Source organism: Paenibacillus sp. 2RAB27 (assembly GCF_052115445.1).
Taxonomy (GTDB): Bacteria; Bacillota; Bacilli; order Paenibacillales; family NBRC-103111; genus Paenibacillus_E.
In genome coordinates this window covers 1-21,741 of record NZ_JBFRGR010000056.1, presented here as the reverse complement: position 1 = coordinate 21,741, position 21,741 = coordinate 1, and the positions used below count along the sequence as shown (strand labels likewise).

Here is a 21,741-nt window from a genome sequence, read left to right as displayed (position 1 = left end):
ATGGGAGACAAACGTCTCCCATTGCCCTTTTCTTGGATTTAGTAATTTTTAGCGATCACGATCAACTACGATTGTGTGGGTCGCTTATTGAAGTATCTTGGATGCTACATACGCAAGATCAAAAATATCGATCTTATTATCGTTGTTCATATCAGCTTTCTTGGCAGTTGTCCAGTCTGAGCTATAGGAGTCCTTACCGTAATTGTAAGCTACTATTGCAAGGTCACCTACATCGATGCTTCCATCGTTATTGAGGTCTGCAGATTTAATTACGGCTGCCTTGAAGGAAGCTGCTGCACTGCTCAGTGCTGTTACGCTACTGTCAACCTGGGACTGTGTCGCACTTGCACTGTCTCTTACAGCTTTTGCTGCAGTGAGGGCTACACCGAATGCATCCTTGGCTGCTTGTGGGTATTGACCAGCCGCTGTTCCTACGACTGCACCGTCATACAGGCTCTGTGCATCCGTAATAGCTGTTGTCAAAGCCGTCTTATCTATTACCACTACAATAACTGATGCCCTGAAAGTTGTGCTTGCACTGCCCAGTGCTGTAACGGCACTGTCAACCTGGGACTGTGTCGCACTTGCGTTGTCTCTTACAGCTTTTGCTGCAGTGAGGGCTGCACCGAATGCATCCTTGGCTGCTTGTGGGTATTGACCGTTCGCTGTTCCTACGACTGCACCGTCATAAAGGCTCTGTGCATCCGAAATAGCTGTTGTCAACGCTGTCTTAACCACTGCAATAGCGCCTACTGAAATGCTCTTACTGCCAAGAGCAGCATCAATCACGGTTCCTTCCGGAGCCACACCGAACTTTGCCTGTGTAGCTGCAATCGTTCCGCTGGTATTCTGAACACCAGCCTTTACCTTGAAGGTTAGATTCAACACGGGTGTACTGACTCCAGATATCCCAACTCCGGTGTTGGCGGTCATGAGTCTAACTTTTCCAACAGTATCTTTGTTCTCTGACACGATCTGGATGTTGTTGTTGGCACCTGCCGCACTCACATAATCAAATACATTGGAATCATAAGATATGGTGATGTCCTGCGCATAAACACTTTGTGTCACGTTGTCCGCACTAACAGCCACTGTAAAGCTGCTTCCAGGCTGCACACTGCTGACTGCTGAAATTGCAGCTGTAGGTACAAGCGGCTGAGGCCACACAGGATCTGTCGTTGCATTGCTTGTCGTTAAATAGATTCGGTCGATGGTAAGACCGTCTTCTCTTCCCCACAAATTCAATTCATGTACGCCAGCGGTAACATTTAATGTAGCTCCGCCATACGAACTTAAATTAGCCCATTTAAATCCAGTACCAGCAGATGCTAAACCGTTGACACTAAATTTATACGCATTATCTAGTCCAACGTGGAGAGAGTCCGAATTGAAATCAGGAGCCTTCATAAGCAGCCAAACATTGTAGGTTCCTGCAGTCGGGAAGTTGACTTTGTAATTAAGTCTGGAATCGCCAGCGAGGCTGGCTGCGTCAGTACCTGACATACTGAAGCCATTATCTGGCCCAAAAAACATAGCTTTCGTGGACAGTCCATCAACAAGAGACCAGGTATGACCACTTATAGTGCCATATACATAGGCATTGACTGTGTTTTCTGCTGCTGTTTCTGCCTCAATGGCCACAACAGAAGGCGTATTGACAAGTACACTAATCTGCGATGTTGCAGCAGCGCCTAATGCTCCCTTAAAACTTACAGTAACATTTGCTGTTCCGCTTGCTTTAGCCGTTATAGTACCGCCCGCAACTTCTGCAATAGCAGGACTTGGATTGGTATACGTTGCTGTTTTGGTTACATCTTCCATGTGTCCGTCAACATATTCTGCTGTTACTTTAAAGGTTGCAGTTTTGCCAGAATCCAGCGTAACTGAACCATTGTCAATGGTAATCTTCTTCACCGTCAGTTCGCTGTTCAAGTCTTTTACAAGCATATTAACTGTATCTGTTTTTCCACCATAGCTTATGTCAATGCTTGTGGAGCCATAGCCCACCCCAGTGACAACTCCGTTGTTTACACTTACAATACCGCCTTGTGCCGGTGTTGCAAGGGCCTGACCACTAATATCTACACTTGTTCCATCGGCGTATATGGCAGAAACCTTTAGGTTAGCCTGATTAGTTCCGGAAACAGTATCAATCTTTTGTTTATCTATGGATGCATTGATTGCAACTAGATCATGAGCAGCTGTCTTTTGCTCGAATTGCCAAGAATCTACCTTGAAGAGATTACCTGTTGATGCTCCCGTGTATACCATATATACATTATGGACACCTGTAGCACCGGAAACACTCGTTGTTTTTGTCTTCCAAACATCGTCTCCGCCTGTGTTGGAAATGGGAAGTGTCCCGATCAATGGGCCAGTAGCACTGTCAAGATGAAGTTCAATGTTTCCACCGCCCGAACCACTTGCAACATTAGCTTTGAATGTTCCTGCGCCTGTAGCTCCAAAATCAACTTTGGATACCGCAGTCCAGTCTCCATCATTTATGCTGCTGACAGCCAGATTTATACTGCTTACCATGCCTCCTGGTTGTGTCGTAGTTTCAGTGGATATTCCGCCATTCCAACCAATTGTTTCGGCCTCAACCCTTGTATAGGGATTCAAATTTTGGAGCTGCGGAACACCTGCATAATCGCCAATAATAGGATTGATAACCCCGTTTGCATCAAAACTTACCTTATTGATGTTTGTATTACGGTATCCATGCGGTTGCCCACCCATTTGTGGATACATACCGCTTTCAGCCATTGCCTTTGCAACGGTTTGTGCGTGGTAGGTAACATACCACTGGTTGTTGAATTCAAAGATCGCATGGTGGTTGTTACCTCCAACGCCGAAGAAAGTAGCAGGGTTAGGCAGTATTGTTTTGACAAAGGTAAATGGCCCCATTGGGTTGTCACTTACCATATAGCCAATTGCTCCCGTAGGGATATCCGACGGATGCCCGCTAGAGAAGTTCGTACAATAGGAGTAATAATACTTCCMGTTGTATTTGTGGATACCTGAATCCTCAAACAACCACGGTGGATTGATGCGTCCAAGAGTTCCACCGCTTGCACTCAAATCCAAACTGATCATATCCGCACCAAGCTTTGCAACACGTGCGGTTCCCGGGTCAGCATCTTTTCCGGCCGGAATACCGCCGCCGAAATACAAGTAACCGCTTCCATCATCGTCAACCAGTACCGCTGGGTCAAAAAGCCATGTAACATCACTAGCCCCAGGAGTACTTCTGCTTACCAATTGTCTTCCAATTGGATCTGTAAATGGGCCGATCGGACTATCCGCTGTGAGCACACCAATGCCGCTTCCATTATCCGCAAAATATAGGAAGAACTTCTCCTTGCCATCAATCGTTTTATGTGCAGCCGCCGGTGCCCAGGAGTTGTTTGCCCATTTGGCCGCACCTTGCGGCCCTGCTACTAGGATTTCCCCGTGGTCTGTCCAGTTCACCATATCATCGGACGAAACAACCGTAATCTTATTAATCTTACCGTATCCATTATCCTTAACTGTCCCATCAGCATTGTACTCCAATACATCATTGGTCATGTAGACATAAACTCTGCCGTTATATACCATTGCATAGGGATCCGCACCAAATTTTTGCGAAAATAGCGGATTGTTATTACCAGGTGTTTTAGCCAGCGCTGGAGAGAGCGTCGAAGCTGCTGCCTGCTTCTCCATAACTGGGCTTAATGTGAATGCAAGAGTTAAAGCCATCGTCATCCCCAGCATTTTGTTCAATTTCTTCATAGAACAACCTCCACATTATCATTTAATTTTTCAATTGATTCTAGTTACTTGTTCAATAATCTATGTATGATAACGGCTGCTTCTGCTCTTATCGCCGTATCATTTGGCTTGATCATGCCATTGTAGCCCTGAATGATTCCTTCCTTGAGCAATTGAGCCAGAGGGCCTGCTGCATAAGCTGCTACCTCACTCGAATCACTAAAGCTGCTTAAGTCTGAAACTGACTCGTCCAGTATGTTTCCGGCTATCTTCATTGCTCGTGCAGCCACCACCATCATATCCTGTCTGGATATGCTTAGCCTCGGCTCGAACAGGCTCTCGCTCGTTCCCTGAGCAATTCCAAGTTTCCTGGCTACCCCTACCTCTTGATAATAATAGTCGGACTGTTCTACATCATTGAAATTGCCATCTACTTCTGCATTAAGATGTAAAGCTCTGACCAGCAAGCTAATGAAGTCTGCCCTGGTAATATTGTCCCCTGGGCTAAAGGTAGTAGCCGACGTCCCTTTGATGATTCCCGAAGATGCTAGCGCTTCTATCTCCGTATTTGCCCACTCATAGCCTTGGAGATCGACGAAGGCAGTTCCATAACTGTATACAGTTGCTGAAAGACTCGAATCCAGTGCCTTCACGGATACCAGCTTAATATTGGCATTTCCCTGGGCCTTCCCTTTGAAGATGATAGTACTCAGGGCTACTCTCCCTTGCACTCCGGCCTTCTTCCCAACCTTTGTAAAGGCTATCGTCATTTTCCCGTTATCTACCTTTGGAGGTATGTAAAAACCCTCCAGCTTCGATTCCCCTTTAACCAACTCAACGATTTCAGGATCGAATGTAATCAGTACTTCATATGCATAAAGGTCTTTTAAGTTGTTTCCATTCACCGTAACTTCCAGCTCTTGATCAAGTAAAGCGTTTTCAACACTTTTGCTCAGCGTGAAGTCTGTATCCCCTTCTGCATATCCTGCTCGGGGGAAGCAAGCAACTATCATCACTACAATTAAATATAATACGAAAGTTACTTTCCCTTTTCTCATGTTCATCTCCTTAGAATGCATAATATCCCATCCCCGGAACCAAAGATACATAACCTATTCAACAATTTTTGTTGAAACATACGCAAGATTAGTAAGATATATCTTACAATCTTTGGGAAACTAAGTACCCCTCATTCAAAACTACCATCGTCAGCTTTGGCCAGCACTCTGCGCTGAACATCTCCCCCCGAGGGGAGAAGTCTTTTAATAGCGTTTAGATCAAAGATTGAGCAGACCCCATACCTTTTTTCTTACTCATTCTAAGACTCCTCTCGTATTTCATCTTAACTTCCATTTGATTACACTCCTTTTAGAAATTTGTAATTACCAAAATTACTGTGGTGTGATAATTACTGAGTTGAGTATAACTCGAACGTCATCATTTCAGAATGTAATTTCTTATTCGAAAAGTGAATATTTCTACGAATATACGATATAAATTCAACCAATAAGTGGATCATATAAAAGTATACATTTACTATAGAATAACAAACGTTAAATTTTTAGGATTTATTCCAATTATTCCCTTAATAACTACGAGATGCTATTTCTTTCTCGGCTGTCACTTGTGTAAATACATTTTCAGGGGTAACAATACGTTTCGGCAATGTGCTGCCTTTCACGATTTCTTTCACAGCTTGAATGAGATTTGGCCCCAGCAACGGATTACATTCAACCACTAGATTAATTTTACCCTCATTCATCTTCTCAAGTGCTTTCCTCGTGCCATCTACGGTGATGACCACAATATCTTTGCCCRGAACTAATCCATATTCTTCTATCGCCTCTAAGGCACCAAAGGTCATATCATCGTTATGGGAATATAACACACGAATCTCCCTCCCTTTTTCTTGCAAAAATTTCTTCATCACTTCTTTGCCTTTAGCAACTGTGAAATCTGCGTTCTCACTCTTCAAGAATTGCAAATCACCACGCGAAGAAATGACGTCACGAAATCCCTTCCCCCGAGCAATGGATGGCGTTGATCCCTCTGTACCCTTTAATTCTACAATCCCTACTGATTTAATCGATTTAGAAATTTTATCTAATAAGTACTTCCCTGCTTTTCGACCTTCCTCATAAAAATCAGAACCAATATAGGTCACATACAGCGATGGGTCAGTGACATCTACCAGCCGATCAATAATAATGACTGGAATACCTGCTTGTTTAACTTCTTTCAGAATAGGCTCCCATCMMGTTTCTACAACAGGAGCAATGGCGATGACATCCACTTTCTCTTTGACAAACCCTCGGATAGCCTCTATTTGCTTTTCTTGCGATTGCTCTGCGTTTTGAAAGTTGAGTTCGACATCAGATTCGGCTGCAGAATTTTTAATAGATGACGTATTGGCAAGCCGCCATTCACTTTCAGATCCTAACTGTGAGAATCCTAAGACTGGCTCTTTAATTATAGGCGTTGTTACAGACTTCTCTTGGCTTTCTTGTCCAACCTTTCTAGTTGTTTCATCTACTTGAGCTTGCTCACAACCAAAGAAGCACATTAGAATGCTTAGCGACACAATCAGTTTGGTAAGCGCTAACAACATACTCTTCGGTCTACTCTTGTACATTTTATTCAAGTCCCCCTTGAAGATTATTTCGTGTGGAAATGAGACATATGTCGTTCTAATTGCCCTGATATTTGATTCAATCTCGTAGAGAGTTCTAACAGTTGCTCGCCGATCGTTAGCTGCGTTGAACAGAGTGAAGCGACTTGCTCCGTTGAAGCTGATGACTCCTGTGATACAGCAGATACTTCGAATATAGCCTGACCGAGTACGGTTTGTACAGCGTTTAATTTATCCAATGACAAGGTAACATCCGTAGCTCGTGTTAATAACTGCTCCATTTCTTCTTGGATTCGTGTAAATAAGTTGAACACCTCAAATACTTCCACATTCATATCTTGAAAGAAAGGCAGTGCATCAGACATAGCCCCTACTGTGCATTCCACCTCTTGTAAAATAATATCTGTATATTGTCCCACTTGACCAATGGAGGCATTGGATCGTTCCGCCAGTTGGCGTATCTCATTCGCAATGACTTTAAAACTAGCTCCTTCGGCTCCAGCCCTGGTTGCTTCAATCGAAGCATTAAGTGACAATATCTTGGTTGATTTCGTGATCTCTTTCAAGATTTTCAGTATCGCACGAACAGCACTTGCAGATTCCTGGAGACTGTTAACTTTGCCTGCTACAACTCGAAAACTAGCTTCAGTATCCCMAGATTTACGCAAGAGATCATGTACTGAGTTTCCACCCGTTCTACAAACCTCTTCTACCTCTTGAGCGGAATGAGCCATTATACGTTGAAGTGAAAACACATCAGTTAAAGAAGTACTCATTTGTTCCATACGCACCGCACTTTGCTCGGCATTCGAAGCCAAGTCAATCGCACCACCAGCTATTTGATCTGTCGCTGCGTGTATTTCTCTTGCAGAGATAACGGTGATTTCGGCTGCACTGCTCATACGCTTACTAAATTCAGTGACTTCAATCACACTTTCTCTAGATCTCAAGATAAGAGCTCCAATATTCTCCATCATCTGCTCGTATGCGAATTCTACCTGTCCAATCTCATCTTTCCGATTCTGAACAGACAGTCTACCGGTTAAATTGCCATCGGCAGCTAACCTCATTAACTTCACAATATGGGAAAGTGGTTTGCCAACCATGAATACAATCCATAAACCAATCATCAAAGCAATCAGAATGTTTAAACCTATAAATATATAGGTCATTTTCTGAATTTTACTAACAGACTTCGTTAACTCAGCCAACGGTGCAATCGCGATGAATGACCAATTACTAATGGTTGATTGGCGATAAGCAAGCAAATTATTATCCCCTCTCACATTTTTAGCTATAAAGCTTCCTGAAATTGTTGAATTCGCAGGTATAGAAATATCGTGAGTGTTCGATACCATGTTATTGCTCAAAATCACCCTCCCAGATTGGGTTGTGATAAGCGTTTCCGCGCCATCACTAAGCTTAAAAGCATTGACCATCGTTTGCAAAACAGTAGCTTCTATTTGAACGATTAGGATGAAATCCTCAGAGCCTACATTATTTTTTCCTAGCAATCTCCCGTAAGCAAAGAGTGGTTTGGGTGAATCTCCTAAGTACCCTTTTTCTTCAATAGGCATCCAGACGGGTTTACCACTCGCATTAAGAATAGTTTGAATCCAACCAGCCTTTCTTAGATTTGGACTCAACCCTTCTCGTTGCGTACTTATCATTTCAAGTGACGTATGAATGGGAATCAGTGTGATATCTCGAATGCTCTGATCCGATAATGCTAACTGGTCGAATACATCCCTCATTTCGGAATTTCTTCGTTCCAGTTCAGCTTTTCCAATACCAGCGTTAGAAATTTGAAATAAATTTTTAGTAAGTACGCTATCACTAATGAGTTGATTCGATAAATCTATGTAAAACTGCTGCTTCATGTCTAATTTCTCCCCCGCAGTTGTAACTAAATCCTGCGAGCTTTTTTTCATTTGGTCAATGATTGCGTTTTCAGCAATACGGGAAGAAAATACCCCCATACCTATGACGGAGACACCTAAGGAGCAAAAAAAGATGAGGAAGAGTTTAGTACCAATCGACCTACTTGGCCGTTGAAATAGCATCCGCACGATGTTCATCATATTTGTCATGTAAGTTCCCCCAATTTACATATAAAAAAGGGCATTACTCGACAAAACATGTCAATTAATGCCCTTCCCTCAACTTTTACCTTCGTTGTGCCCAGCGTCGTTGACTTAATAAACGTTGCAAGATAATAAACATAAATAATAGAATACCGATAACAATCTTCGTCCACCAAGAACTTAATGTTCCTTCGAAGCTAATAATTGTTTGAATAACACCTTGAATCATGACACCAAAGAAAGTTCCTACAATGTATCCAACTCCTCCTGTGAGAAGTGTGCCCCCGATGACAACCGCAGCGATCGCATCCAATTCCATACCCATCGCGTGCAAACCATAACCTGACAGCATGTAGAAGGTGAAGACCACACCTGCAAGTGCTGAGCAGAATCCGCTAAAAGCGTAAATTAACATTTTAGTACGTCCAACCGGTAATCCCATCAATATGGAAGATTGCTCACTTCCACCTAGTGCATACGTATTTCTACCAAAACGCGTGTAATGAGCAATGTAGAAGCCAAGAAACACAACCAATAAAGCAATGATGACACTGATTGAGACAAAGTTACCACCAGGTAGGCTGATCTTTGTTTGAGCTACACTTGTATAGAAGCCATTATCGATAGTAATGGTATTAATACTAATGATGTAACACAATCCTCTAGCAAGGAACATCCCCGATAAAGTAACGATGAAGGGTTCAATCTTGAAGTAATGAATGATGGCCCCCATCCCCCACCMGAATAGAGCCCCAATTAACAAAACCATCGGTATGACGATGCCAGGCGGCCATCCTGCTTGGACTAAACTTGCTGAGATCATCGTCGTTAAGGCAATGACGGAACCAACCGATAAATCAATACCTCCAGATACAATGACAAATGTCATTCCAACTGCTGTAATTAATAAGAAGGCATTATCAATGAGCAAATTCATCAATACTTGTAAGGAAAAGAATCCTGTATAACGGAAAGAACCGATAGCGAACATGAGTACAAATAATCCCATGGTCACTAGAATAGGAATATGCTGTTTCTTAAGCATGCTGTTTGACCTCCCTCTCAGCCGGATAATGGCGCGTTTTCCAACGGAAGGCAATCGATTTGCGGAAAGATTCCGATTGAATTAAACAGACAATTAGAACTACGAAAGCTTTGACAACTAGCGTTATTTCTGGTGGTACACCAATCATATAGATCGTCGTCGTCAATGTTTGAATGATTAACGCTCCAACTAATGTACCAGCTAAGTAAAAGCGTCCACCCGTTAGTGCGGTTCCACCAATAACGACAGCTAGGATCGCATCGAGTTCATACCATAATCCAGCATTATTGCCATCTGCGCTTGAGACATTCGAGCTTAGAATTAGTCCTGCAATTGCTGCGCATAAGCTACAAAACATATATACGAAGAACATAACCGTCTTCGATTTCACTCCGGCAAGATTACTTGCTGTTGGCTTACAACCAACAGATTCAATAAATAAACCGAGTGCTGTCTTTCTTGTTAAGAGATAAGCAATAAGGAATACGATAGCTACGATGAAAATTGAAAAAGGAAGTGTCAACAAGGATCCTGCACCAATGAATTTATAGTGGGGGTTCGAAATCGTAATAATTTGACCACTTGTTATTAATTGCGATACACCGCGTCCAGAAACCATCAAGATTAGCGTCGCGATAATCGGCTGCATACCAATATTGGCAACTAGGAAACCATTCCATACACCTAGAACTAGTGATATCAACAACGCAGTTCCTACTGAAATGATGACATTCACTAAGCTGCCATCTCCATTACTGATCATCAGGCACGCTATCGCTCCTGAAATCGCTACGACCGAACCAACGGAAAGGTCGACCCCTTTCGTAGCCGCAATGACGAGTGTCATACCAATGGATACAATCATTAGTGGAGAGCCAAAGTTTAAGATATCAATTAGACTGCCGTATAGGTGTCCGTCCCGCATTTTGATCGCAAAGAAATCAGGAGAGTAAATAAAGTTAAAAACTAATAATGCCCCTAAAAAAATTAGTGGCCAAAACAAATGATGCTTCACCATGTCTATTAACCTCCCGCAATTGCCTTCATGACATTTTTCTGGCTGATTTCATCGCCAACCATTTCTTTCACCTTGTGACGATCTCGCAACACGACGATTTTATGACTGACGCGTAATACTTCCTCAAGTTCGGATGAAATAAACAGAACTGACATCCCTTTTTGCGCTAAAGACAATACTAATTTCTGAATTTCAGCTTTAGCTCCAATATCAATCCCTCGTGTAGGTTCATCTAAAATCAACAAACTTGGATCCGTGAGCAACCAACGAGCAAGCAATACTTTCTGTTGATTACCGCCGCTTAAATTTTTTATCAAATGTTCGGGATTAGGTGGATTAATGTTTAATGCTCGAATGTATTCATCTGCCATTTCATCCTGTCGTTTTCTTGAGATCGTTTTAAACCAACCTTGAGACGCTTGAAGGGCTAATATGATGTTCTCTCGAACGGTCAAATCATCAATAATCCCTTCTAATTTACGGTTCTCAGAGCAGAAGGCGATGCCTTGATCAATTGCCTGTCTTGGCGAATGAATCGCCTCACTTGAACCTGCAACTGTCATTCCACCAGAATCAGCTCTGTCTGCTGCAAAGAATAATCTAGCTAGTTCCGTTCTACCTGAACCCAACAAGCCTGCTAAACCAACAATTTCTCCTTTATGAATCGTTAGATCAACAGGTTCAATGGAACCTTTCTTCCCAAAATCGGTTGCTTGAATGAATACTTCATGACTAAATTGATTAGCTGCATCACCTTTGGGCAACTCTTCTAGCAGCTCAAGGTCCTTACCAATCATTTTAGAAACCAACTCTATACGAGGAAGATCTTTGGCTAAATATTCCCCAATAAACTCTCCATTGCGGAGTATGGTTATGCGATCTGAAATGTCGTAAACCTGATCCAAGAAATGAGTGACGAATAGAATCGCTAGTCCTTCATTTTTTAATCGGGTCATGACAGAAAATAGTTGGATAACCTCACCTCTATCTAAACTGGAGGTTGGTTCATCTAGAATTAACACTTTGGCCGAAATACTTAAGGCTCTGGCAATCGCTACAAGCTGTTGAACAGCTACGGAATACGCATGCAAGGGTTGTGTAACGTCTATTTCAAGATTCATTCTCTTCTTCAATAATTGCGCAGCATCATCATTCATTTTTTTCCATAAAATACGACCGAAGCGACGTGGTTCACGCCCAATGTAAATATTTTCAGCTACAGACAGGTTTGAACAGAGGTTAACCTCCTGATAAACCGTACTAATACCTGCGTTTTGCGCATCAAGCGGGCTAAGAATACGAATTGGCTGTTTATCCATCTCAACAATTCCCTGATCAATGGAGTGAACACCCGTAAGTACTTTAATTAATGTAGATTTACCTGCCCCATTTTCACCCATTAGGGCATGAACTTCGCCAGGAAACATTCTGAAATTAACGTTCGTTAGCGCCTTAACACCCGGAAACTGCTTATGAATTCCGGTCATCTGCAATACCGGACCACCCTGTTTCATCATGCCACTCCTCTCCAATATGAACGAGAGCCCCCCCATACTAGCAAGATGGAGCAGCTCCGCCCTTTTCATTTATAATAACTAGGTCGTAGACAATCTCTTAGTACTGACGATTCGGTAATTCACGTTTCGCATCTTCTGAAGTAAATACGCCTTCTTTGGTAACAATACGTTTCGGCAGTTCTTTACCACTAAGTACATCTTTAGCCGCTTGCATTAATTGTCCACCAAGGAGTGGGTTACATTCTACGATGAAGTTAATTTTCCCTTCGCTTGCCGCTACGAAGCCGTCTTTCACACCATCAACAGAGATAATGATGATATCTTTACCTGGCTTAAGTCCTGCTTCTTCAATTGCTTGAATAGCTCCTAGTGCCATATCATCGTTATGTGCATAGAGAACATTAATGTTCTTATTGGCTTTCAAGAATGCTTGCATAACCTCTTTACCTTTTGCACGTGTAAAATCACCTGTTTGAGAAGCAATGATTTTAAGGTTTGGATTTGATTTAATAATTTCGCCAAATCCAGCTTTACGATCATTCGCAGGAGCAGAACCAGTAGTTCCTTGAAGTTCTACGATATTAACTGTTTCTTTCGCTTCTTTATATTTGTCAACTACCCATTTCCCTGCGCTGCGGCCTTCTTCCACGAAATCCGAACCAATGAATGTTTTGTAGAGGGAAGTATCCTTCGAATCTACAGCTCTATCCGTTAAGATAACTGGAATGCCAGCATCTTTGGCTTCTTTCAATACAGTGTCCCAACCGGATTCAACAACCGGAGAGAACGCGATAACATCAACCTTTTGTTGGATATATGTACGAATGGATTTAATTTGATTTTCTTGTTTTTGCTGTGCATCGGAGAATTTCAATTCAATGCCTGCTTCTTTCGCAGAATCTTGAACGGATTTCGTATTCGCTGATCGCCATCCGCTTTCAGCACCTACTTGAGCAAAGCCCATAGTGATTTTCTTGTCCGCTTTAGCCGTAGCTACTGCTGCTGTGCTTGGGCTTACCGCCGCTGCTGCAGTTGTGCTGCTTGCTGTCTTGCTGTCCCCTGAATTACCACACGCTGCTGTGAACATCATCATTGCTGAAGCTACTAATACTACGCTTAGAGATCTTTTCATTTATATTTCCTCCCTTATTTCACCTGTTTGCTTCGGTGTGACTAAATTATAGGATACGAATCGTGCAAGGGTATACGGAGTTTCGTAGACTCTTCTTGTAAATTATTATTCACTTTTTGCGCTTCCAAATTAAAAACACTACTTTTTTATTCAAAAAGTGTAGTTTTTTGTTTAATGATTGCGTTTTCAAATTGATTGATTCATAATTTACAATATGCTTTCGACACTTCAGATCTAGTGAAAGGTATTTGTACGATGGATATATATCGAAAAATTACTTCTAGCCTTCGTGCTAAACTTTTAACGATGTTTGTTATACTCACATGTCTTCCACTAATTGTTGTTGGTCTCATTTCCTATCATAAATCGTACAATACCGTGTTCAATAACAGCAAAGCGGCAACGATGATGCTTGCAACCCAATTGGCGACTGACATTGATAATGTATTTACAGATACTAAGAAACTCTTGGAACTCGAGAAAAACCCCAATGTTTTACATTTCCTCTTTTCACAAACAGATTCAAATTTAGATGCACGAGAGATTTTACAAACGATGTCTTCCTATAGACAGACGTATCAATATGATGGCGTGCTGAACATTACGATGATTAATTTATATGGCCGAGGGATCAGCGAGAGAAAAGGTGTCTTTCAACTTAATAAAAACGCATTACGAAATCCGCATTTTGACTATCTGATTCAACATCCAGAAGCTATTTTGAATATCCCACCTGATGACCCATCTTCCATAGATCCTCTAGACGGATTTCAATACAAGAATCACAATATTATTTCGATTGTTTCTACAGTAAAACAGCGAGTTACCCACGAAGTCATTGGATTCATAATCATTGATGTCGATGACAACATCGTTAAAAAGTTTAGTGATAACGTCATTATAGGGAAAAGCGGCTTTTTCTATGTCGCAGACAACAAGGGCAATGCCATTTTCTTACCATCAAAAGCCGCAAACCATACAAAGTGGTTAGAAAACAAAAATATTGCTTCTATAATTGAAAACAAAAACAAAGACTATGTGGATTCTTCGGAAGGTAAACCAGAATTTATTGTAACTTCTCCCTCCACGTCCACGGGTTGGAATATCGTTGGGGTGGTACCATTGCAAGAAATTGTGGAGGAAGCCAATTCCATTCGTCAGCTCATTATCATAAGCGTTATGCTTAGCATCATTTTTGCGATAACCTTGCATTTCTTTGTGTCTACTCGCTTGACTCGACCTGTTCGCATACTCAAAAACAAAATGCAACTCGCCGCATCCGGCTTTCTTGAAGCTAAAGTCGTTCTTACAGGTACAGATGAAATCTCTGATTTGGGGAATAGCTTCAATACTATGATTGGGAAAATTCGCATGTTGCTAGACCAAAGCATTAAAGAGCAGCAAGAAATCAAGAAATCGGAGCTTAGAGCCCTACAGGCTCAAATTAACCCTCATTTCTTGTACAACACATTGGACTCCATACTTTGGTTGGCGCAATCAGAGAAAAAGGATCAGGTCGTCCAAATGGTTATGGCTTTATCCAAACTGTTTCGAATTAGCTTAAGTAAAGGGAAGGATTGGATAACCTTTGAAAAAGAAATTGAACATCTTCAGAGTTATTTAACCATCCAACAGATGCGGTATCGGGATATTTTGGATTATGAAATTGTCATCGATTCAAGCTTGCATTCGTTACTTATCCTTAAAATGACCTTACAACCCATTGTTGAAAATGCCCTTTATCATGGGCTTAAAAACAAGCGTGGCAAAGGGCTGATACGAATTACGGCGAAGATTGAGGATGAAGATAACTTCCTTATTGTGGTCGAGGATAACGGTAAAGGCATTACGGAAGATCGACTTCAGCAGCTGCGGAAGGATTTAATGGAACCTCATACGCCAAAGGAAACTGGAAATGAAGTGTCCGGAGGATTCGGATTGCACAATGTTCATAAACGAATTCGCTTATATTATGGAGAAGCTTATGGCGTACAGGTAGACAGCATAGAAGGTGAAGGAACGATTGTTAGCATTCGAATACCGTGTGATTGGGGATGATGTTTCGTGAAAAAAATATTGTTAGTTGACGATGAGATATTAATTAGAGAGATTATTCGTGATTGTATCGATTGGGAGAAGGAAGGATTTATATATTGTGGCGATGCATCAGATGGCGAGGTTGCCCTACCTATTATTGAAAGAGTTCAACCAGATATCTTAATTACGGATATTCTTATGCCTTTCATGAACGGTCTGGAATTAAGCAGCATTATGAGCAAGCAGTTTCCGGATATGAAGATTATTATTCTTAGCGGCCATGCCGAGTTTGAATATGCAAGAACAGCTATGCAAATTGGTGTGCAAGAATACTGCCTAAAACCAATTAGTCCTGATGAGCTATTGAAGGTTCTCCACAAAGTCAGTCATGAAATTGACAAGGAACGGCAAATCGCATCACAACTTCAACTACTAAAAGATAAGGAAAATGAAAATAGTTCAATTTCACAAGACAAGCTATTGAATGATCTATGCAGTGGATTCATGACCACTTTAGAACTGATGCATCATAGTGCTTCCATTCAATTAAATATTATTGCGCATTATTATGTCGTTACTGTGCTAGATTTACGTGAAAGTGATGTGTATAAACTTGAAGAGATGAATGTCAATTATGAAAAGGAACGCTTACTTTTGGATAAGTGTAACCAATTGAAGGAGAACAATAAGCATTTGATGTTTCAGCGAAGCCGCTCTGAAAGCGTATGGATTATTAAAGGCGATACCTTAGAGCATTTAAAATATGAATTACAACTATTTCTGGATTTGCAGAAAGAGATCTCAGAAGAAGCTCACTCTCTGCCCATCTCACTAGGTATTGGTAGTGTGCAAGATCGTCTTCAAAATGTACATCTGTCCTTCTTAGACGCGATGGAAGATGCCCACTGGCGGAGGCTATCTCGTCAAAATCGAAATTTGCTAAGTGAGATGAAGGCAGAAACCTTAGATCCCATTCTCTTTTTGGACCGTGGTGCCTTTATGGATTTTTTAAAAATTGGGTCGCATAATAAATTAGAAACCTTTGTTGCTGAATATGCTGCCGCATTAGTCAATATTAATTGGCAATCCTCTTCTATCGGCTTTTACATCTTAAATGACGTGACGATCGAAGCCTTCCGTTCCAATAAAGATATGTATCGACACCTTGCTGAACCAGAGAAATCACTTCATCAATTCCAACAACTGATTGGTAATATACGGAGTTGGGAAGAAACCTGTGCTTATTTAGTCAATTTAATTGAACAGTTCTGGAACTGGCGTTCTCGTATTTACGATAAATATAGTGATATGATTACGAAAGTCAAAGATTATATGCAATTGAATTTTGAGAGGGATAACTTCTCCTTACAAGACGCTGCCGATTATGTCAATCTGAGTCCTAATTACTTGAGTCGCGTATTTAGCCAGGAAACCGGGCAAACCTTCATTGAGTTTTTAACCCAGGTACGCATTCGCAAAGCAATGGATCTGCTCAAAAGCACGTCAGCGAAGTCATATGAGATCGCCTTTTTGGTAGGCTATAATGACCCCCATTATTTTTCAAATTTATTCAAACGCTTAACTGGCATGACCCCCAAAGAATTTAGAAAGAATGKGACTGCTGGTGAAGCTCTCGATAGCACGAAGGGAGATTCTCTTCATGAGGATGACTAAATGGCTAACACTTGGAACGATGATGGTGCTGGTGTTAACGGGATGTAAGGATTCCACCCCTTCCGCTCCCGAAGTTTCTTATTCAACTTCAAGCTCGCCTGGCTCGACGATGTCTAACACGAAGCATGCCGATACGCTCACTTTTGGAATCATATATCCCATGACCCATCCTTTCTATGAAATGATTACCGATTCCATAGAGATAGCGAGTAAGCCTCATCCTATTCAATTAATTGTCAAAGCACCTGATGAAATTAACTTAGAGCAGCAAATGCGGATGATGGAAACTCTGATTACACAGAAGGTTAGTGGAATTGCCATTGACCCCATAGATCCCGTTGCACTCGAGCCATTAATTAATAAAGCCGTACAAGCGGGTATTCCCGTTATCTGCTTCGAATCGGATGTGCCTGGCAGTAAGCGTTACTCCTTTATCGGAAGTGATCCGCTTAAAGAAGGTACGCTCATGGGTCAAATGATAGATCGGTATCTTAAGGGCAGAGGAATGATTATGATCGAGGGAAGTATGTCGGGCTCTCCTCAAATACGCCAACGACTTCAGGGATTAGAACAATATTTAAGACAATACACGGAAATTCAGGTTCTCGAAAAGAAATATCATAACGGCGATAATGAGAAAGCAATTTTAGATCTGGAATCCATGATTAATGAGCATCCACATTTTGACGCTCTAGTTCCTTTGGATATTGTCTCCAGTTCCAATACAATTCTTGTATGGAAATCTCAAGGACTGAAGCGTTATGCGATGACATTCGGTATGACACCTGAAGTTAAAGAAGCTTTATTAAATGGTCAAATCAACGCTGTGATTTCTGAGAATGAGCATTTATGGGGCAATATAATAATTGAACAACTCCTCGCCGCGGCTAAACATGCTACTCCGACTGGATGGATTGACACTGGTTTTGAAGAGATTAAACAAGAGGAAATGGCTAATAACTATTGAAAGCTAACATACAACAATATAAGTGCAAAAACAGCTTTTTGATGATTCAATAGGCTGTTTTTGCTATGGATCAACAAATAATCCTTTTGAGAGATTTTACGAAATGTCATTCAGATAAGATGATTAATAATAATAATAATATATGTGTGGTGTCATATTTATTGAGAATATTGAGGTCAAAAACGTTGATTTATCAAGCTTCGTTTTCATAATTAATGAGAATCTGTTCGTTCTCAAAGTCCTAACGAGCGGTAATTTCCATAATTAGTGAGACTATCCGCAGATACAATTTTGTTTATATATGCATTATATTGCATAACGAAAATGAATCCTGTTGATGAGCCTCATGTGCATTTTTTCTTAAAACAAAAAAGGAACACGGTATCCCAATTTGGATTCGTGTTCCTTTTTTTTGATTATATAATTATTTAAGCAACTAGACTATAATGAATGACGCTTCTACTAATGTTTGCTATATTTAGAGATTCTATATTGTAAAGATAAAGTCCCCATGTACATAACTTTTATTTTGGTCTGATCCACAACCCGAGACAATAGTGAAAGATGCTTCAGCATCATTCTATTTGATATTAATAGATTTTGCGAGTCATCGATTACTAGAATCAAGTATCAAGATATTGTTAATAATAGCTGAGTTTCCAATTCAAATGTAGTTTTTCGTAGTGGATTAAGATCCATCTTTCACTCTTTTTCGCTGCCACTACTAGACAAGTTAGTTAGTACTGCTAACAAACACTAGTTATTCTATTGATATCTTCACAGATCTGCTTTGCAAAGAGTGACTTGCCAATTCCAGAATATCCATCAATAAACATAAAACTAGCTGGTAGGAGCAGGTAATTCATTAATTTTTATACGAAGTAAACTATAAGGTTTTTGTCGTAGGTCTTTTCCATAATGAAATCTTGCCTGCCGATGTAGTTGATTCACAATAACATATAAGTATTGATCTGGACCTATAGAAAAAGTATCTGGCCATAAAATTCTCGGATGATGTGCGATGGTTTCCATAATTCCATTCGGGCAATATCTTTCGAATACTATCGTTTTCATAGTCTCCAGCGTTCTGTGTTTCGATTCATCAAAATTTCCCCTTCCACTTTCGGTAAAAAATACGGATCGGGTGAAGTTGAACTTGCTCCATTTAACCGTCTAAACGCATTTCCATTTTCTAAATTTACGACTATAATAGCGCCTGGACCTTTGGAAGAAGAATCCGTTATATAGGCATAACCTGATTTACCAATGCGAAAATCAAATCGAACATCATTCAGATATGTTGTCGGCAAGACTACATCTTCTGCAAACGTATATACTTTTCTTATTGTATTTGTATTTAAATCTACAGCGACTAATTTTGCCCCTCCTTTAATAGGCTCAGAAAAATTTGGTGCTGCCGTATCCAGTACCCACAGGGTTCCCCTTCCATCTGCAATTACACTTTGGACACTGATGAAGGACATGGTGATATTCGAAGGGTTTATCGTATTCGTTTCTAAATTTGGATAAGGCTGCAAATGACCCTCAACAATTTCCGCTACCGTAAATCTAACGTCATCTCCCCATTTCGGAAAGCAATGAAGATACGCCCGGTTTCTGACACACTAACGCCTGTAGGCATAGCCCCATAAAATGAATAAACGAGTTCTAACTGACCGAAATATTCTTCCATAGGTAACATAGGTTGTATGATATCCTCCCCAACATATTTGAAACGATATTACCTATATATGTTTAAAACTATTTCTAATGCCTGGCTCTTAATGATTCTTTTTCTAAAAGCGGATGTTGAAGTCGTCGCCAGCTTCCAACTGGCTGGCATCATGACGCATTGGGCTCCACTGCTTAATAATATCCGAATTCGATTAAGTTTTTTGAAAATGTCCGAGACATCTCAAAAATAAAGTGGTGGAACCACTCTCATGGTTCCCTCTTATCGAACCGAACGTGCCCTACTCAAATTTCGACTGCCCGTCGCACAACAAAAAGCTTCGGCACAAGCCGAAGCCTTCTGACAGTGACACAGGCTCCAGTCATTCACTACATGCCGTATATGTACGAGTTGGTTACATCGGGCAAAGTGGACCCTGGTGACATTGTTACGCATGTCATTCCACTCAGCGAGGCTAAGCGCGGCTATGAAGTGTTCGATACGAAAACCGACGATTGCATCAAAGTCGTCTTAAAGCCTTGAATATGGATAGATACATGGGAGGACAATCCGAATGAATTCCAATTACGCTTTGCATGAGATGCTGGAGGTTCATGAAATGGCTACGTTCAAGACGATTTGCCTGACCAAATCCAAAACCATGCAAATTTTGCAGCAAGACGTGCAAGTATCCCAGCAGCAGCTTCAGGAGCTCGGTGGAGTGCTGTCTAAAATGACCCTATAGGAGATAAAACATGAACACAATATTAGAACACATGACAGGGCTTCATACGCTGACCGATGACGTGATCGCTATGGATTTTTTGATGAACGCCAAGAGCGGAGTCAGAAACTACGCCATGGCCGTGACMGAATGTGCCACCCCCGAAATCAAGCAAATTTTGATGAAACAGCTTGACGAAGCCATAGACTCCCATGAAAAGATATCAATCTACATGATGCAGCGGGGCCTATACCATCCCTACCATATTCCAGAGCAAATACAGCTCGATCTGAAAAACATTCAGACCGCTATGAACATTCCGTCCTGACACCGTATTCGTCCCAACAAAACGAGCGAAACCACCATGGTTCAGGCGCGTTTTTAATTTTAGCCGGAGACTTTAGAGAATATAAAATGTTCCCTGTGTCAAGAATCCAACAATAGAATATGGCGGCTCCGCGCTTATTGCGCCTTCGTCACAAACACACTTGAACAAGCGTTCCTTCGTTTGTCTTGCTTCTGATTGTCATCGCCACGCACTCACTGGATCTCCACTAACCTGCTCAATAGGTATTCTTATGTTGCCACAGATAACGTCTGATTTGTGATTTTAAAAATCTCAATCCCCGCGACATTCTGTAGAATTAATTGAACTATTCAGCCCGTTAATTGAGCAAAGGCTACCGAATAAATCGGCAGCCTTTTGTAAGTATATATTGAGAAATGTCCCGTTAGCTTCACTCCAACTGAAGTAAATGAGTGTCATTTTCAGAATCATCTTTTACTGAAAACCCAATAGAGCGATAAAACAAATCAGCAACAGGATTATCAGTCTTTAATACAAGCATTTGATAATTATTTCTAGCTTCTGTAATAACTGAATCCATTAGCATCCGCCCTATCCCAAATCGGCGTACACTTGGTGAGACATACATTCGACGAACACGACCAATTTCTATGTTTTCTGAATTTGGGGCTTGATTCAGTCCGCAAACTCCTACAATATCACCGTTTTTTATGGCTAGAAAGAGTGCTTCCCCGTCCAAATCGAATTTATTGGTTCCATCTTCATAATCGGTTACCAATCGTTTGAGGTGGCGAAATCCTTCGCTCGTACTTTCATCAACCAACAGATTAAGCTTTTGGGTATCTAGATGATTCACTTTTGTTATAATAAATTCTTTCAATTAAACCATCTCCCCCAAGAAGTCATTTCCAATGYCCCCAATATTAATTCAACAACTTTGGGAAGTATCCTGTACAATAGCTTAATGAGGCTACCTTCGCGGTAGCCTCATCTTGTAGTTAATTGAATATAGGGTAACAATAGGTAAGCATTTGATGTTATCTCCAGCTTTTCCCCTGTCCCACACGGAGCGTACGAGTTTCCCAGTACTCCGCGTTCCCTCTAACTGAATTTACTAAATCATAAGATTGGAATAGGTAAGACTTTGAAATAATCTCCGTCGACTTTGAAATAATCTCCGTC

At 41.1% G+C, this 21,741-nt stretch carries 14 protein-coding genes and 2 pseudogenes; 6 read left to right on the top strand and 10 right to left on the bottom strand.

The window, feature by feature from the left end; genetic code table 11:
* Window positions 1–84 precede the first annotated feature (84 nt).
* From AB4114_RS33950 to AB4114_RS33915, 8 genes are all read right to left on the bottom strand, one after another.
* Window positions 85–3,774 carry a carbohydrate-binding protein gene (locus AB4114_RS33950; RefSeq protein WP_441992379.1) on the bottom strand — a complete coding sequence of 1,230 codons (3,690 nt, stop codon included), beginning with the start codon at window positions 3,772–3,774 and terminating at the stop codon, window positions 85–87.
* A 44-nt stretch (window positions 3,775–3,818) separates the two neighbouring features.
* Window positions 3,819–4,811: an S-layer homology domain-containing protein gene (locus tag AB4114_RS33945; RefSeq protein ID WP_441992378.1), complete on the bottom strand. Its 993-nt coding sequence runs from the start codon at window positions 4,809–4,811 to the stop codon at window positions 3,819–3,821.
* 527 nt (window positions 4,812–5,338) lie between these two features.
* Entirely contained in the window at window positions 5,339–6,385 is a 1,047-nt protein-coding gene (locus tag AB4114_RS33940; RefSeq protein ID WP_441992377.1) for an ABC transporter substrate-binding protein, read from the bottom strand.
* 23 nt (window positions 6,386–6,408) lie between these two features.
* On the bottom strand, window positions 6,409–8,472 hold the full coding sequence (locus AB4114_RS33935) for a methyl-accepting chemotaxis protein (RefSeq protein ID WP_441992376.1): 2,064 nt from the start codon (window positions 8,470–8,472) through the stop codon (window positions 6,409–6,411).
* A 76-nt stretch (window positions 8,473–8,548) separates the two neighbouring features.
* Window positions 8,549–9,511, bottom strand: coding sequence for a galactofuranose ABC transporter, permease protein YjfF (gene yjfF, locus AB4114_RS33930; protein WP_441992375.1), 963 nt, complete (start codon window positions 9,509–9,511; stop codon window positions 8,549–8,551).
* Window positions 9,504–10,529: an ABC transporter permease gene (locus tag AB4114_RS33925; RefSeq protein ID WP_056619128.1), complete on the bottom strand. Its 1,026-nt coding sequence runs from the start codon at window positions 10,527–10,529 to the stop codon at window positions 9,504–9,506. Before AB4114_RS33925 ends, yjfF begins: the two co-directional genes overlap by 8 nt.
* Window positions 10,530–10,534: 5 nt before the next feature.
* Window positions 10,535–12,046: a sugar ABC transporter ATP-binding protein gene (locus AB4114_RS33920; protein ID WP_441992374.1), complete on the bottom strand. Its 1,512-nt coding sequence runs from the start codon at window positions 12,044–12,046 to the stop codon at window positions 10,535–10,537.
* Window positions 12,047–12,143: 97 nt separating this feature from the next.
* Window positions 12,144–13,178 carry an ABC transporter substrate-binding protein gene (locus AB4114_RS33915; RefSeq protein WP_441992373.1) on the bottom strand — a complete coding sequence of 345 codons (1,035 nt, stop codon included), beginning with the start codon at window positions 13,176–13,178 and terminating at the stop codon, window positions 12,144–12,146.
* A 255-nt stretch (window positions 13,179–13,433) separates the two neighbouring features.
* Here AB4114_RS33915 and AB4114_RS33910 point away from each other — a divergent pair, with 255 nt between their 5' ends.
* The 3 genes from AB4114_RS33910 to AB4114_RS33900 are packed head-to-tail and all read left to right on the top strand — an operon-like array spanning window position 13,434 to window position 17,856.
* A complete protein-coding gene (locus AB4114_RS33910; protein WP_441992372.1) occupies window positions 13,434–15,236 on the top strand; it encodes a cache domain-containing sensor histidine kinase in 1,803 nt (600 codons plus the stop codon).
* 6 nt (window positions 15,237–15,242) lie between these two features.
* Window positions 15,243–16,889, top strand: a complete 1,647-nt coding sequence (locus AB4114_RS33905; RefSeq protein WP_441992371.1) for a response regulator transcription factor — start codon at window positions 15,243–15,245, stop codon at window positions 16,887–16,889.
* Window positions 16,876–17,856, top strand: a complete 981-nt coding sequence (locus AB4114_RS33900; RefSeq protein ID WP_441992370.1) for a sugar ABC transporter substrate-binding protein — start codon at window positions 16,876–16,878, stop codon at window positions 17,854–17,856. Before AB4114_RS33905 ends, AB4114_RS33900 begins: the two co-directional genes overlap by 14 nt.
* An 840-nt stretch (window positions 17,857–18,696) precedes the next feature.
* Here AB4114_RS33900 and AB4114_RS33895 read toward each other — a convergent pair.
* Window positions 18,697–19,567 (bottom strand): annotated as a pseudogene (locus tag AB4114_RS33895) (L-dopachrome tautomerase-related protein).
* A 333-nt stretch (window positions 19,568–19,900) separates the two neighbouring features.
* Here AB4114_RS33895 and AB4114_RS33890 point away from each other — a divergent pair.
* The 3 genes and pseudogenes from AB4114_RS33890 to AB4114_RS33880 form a co-directional block, all read left to right on the top strand.
* Window positions 19,901–20,071: pseudogene (locus AB4114_RS33890) on the top strand (glutathione-dependent formaldehyde dehydrogenase); the annotation flags it as partial.
* A 31-nt stretch (window positions 20,072–20,102) separates the two neighbouring features.
* Complete coding sequence (locus AB4114_RS33885; protein WP_441992369.1) at window positions 20,103–20,273, top strand: hypothetical protein; 171 nt, start codon at window positions 20,103–20,105, stop codon at window positions 20,271–20,273.
* A 10-nt stretch (window positions 20,274–20,283) separates the two neighbouring features.
* Window positions 20,284–20,580: a spore coat protein gene (locus tag AB4114_RS33880; RefSeq protein ID WP_441992368.1), complete on the top strand. Its 297-nt coding sequence runs from the start codon at window positions 20,284–20,286 to the stop codon at window positions 20,578–20,580.
* A gap of 409 nt (window positions 20,581–20,989) precedes the next feature.
* On the opposite strand, the gene AB4114_RS33875 is transcribed toward AB4114_RS33880, so the two are convergent.
* Window positions 20,990–21,439 (bottom strand): GNAT family N-acetyltransferase, encoded by a 450-nt coding sequence (locus tag AB4114_RS33875; protein ID WP_441992367.1) that lies wholly within the window; start codon window positions 21,437–21,439, stop codon window positions 20,990–20,992.
* Window positions 21,440–21,741 lie beyond the last annotated feature (302 nt).

What these genes read in the sequence shown, in the direction of transcription:
- AB4114_RS33885 (WP_441992369.1), top strand. Translation starts at nt 20,103, where the DNA reads ATGAATTCCAATTACGCTTTGCATGAGATGCTGGAGGTTCATGAAATG.
- AB4114_RS33920 (WP_441992374.1), bottom strand. Translation starts at nt 12,046, where the DNA reads ATGATGAAACAGGGTGGTCCGGTATTGCAGATGACCGGAATTCATAAG.
- AB4114_RS33900 (WP_441992370.1), top strand. Translation starts at nt 16,876, where the DNA reads ATGAGGATGACTAAATGGCTAACACTTGGAACGATGATGGTGCTGGTG.
- AB4114_RS33945 (WP_441992378.1), bottom strand. Translation starts at nt 4,811, where the DNA reads ATGAGAAAAGGGAAAGTAACTTTCGTATTATATTTAATTGTAGTGATG.
- AB4114_RS33910 (WP_441992372.1), top strand. Translation starts at nt 13,434, where the DNA reads ATGGATATATATCGAAAAATTACTTCTAGCCTTCGTGCTAAACTTTTA.
- AB4114_RS33925 (WP_056619128.1), bottom strand. Translation starts at nt 10,529, where the DNA reads ATGGTGAAGCATCATTTGTTTTGGCCACTAATTTTTTTAGGGGCATTA.
- AB4114_RS33915 (WP_441992373.1), bottom strand. Translation starts at nt 13,178, where the DNA reads ATGAAAAGATCTCTAAGCGTAGTATTAGTAGCTTCAGCAATGATGATG.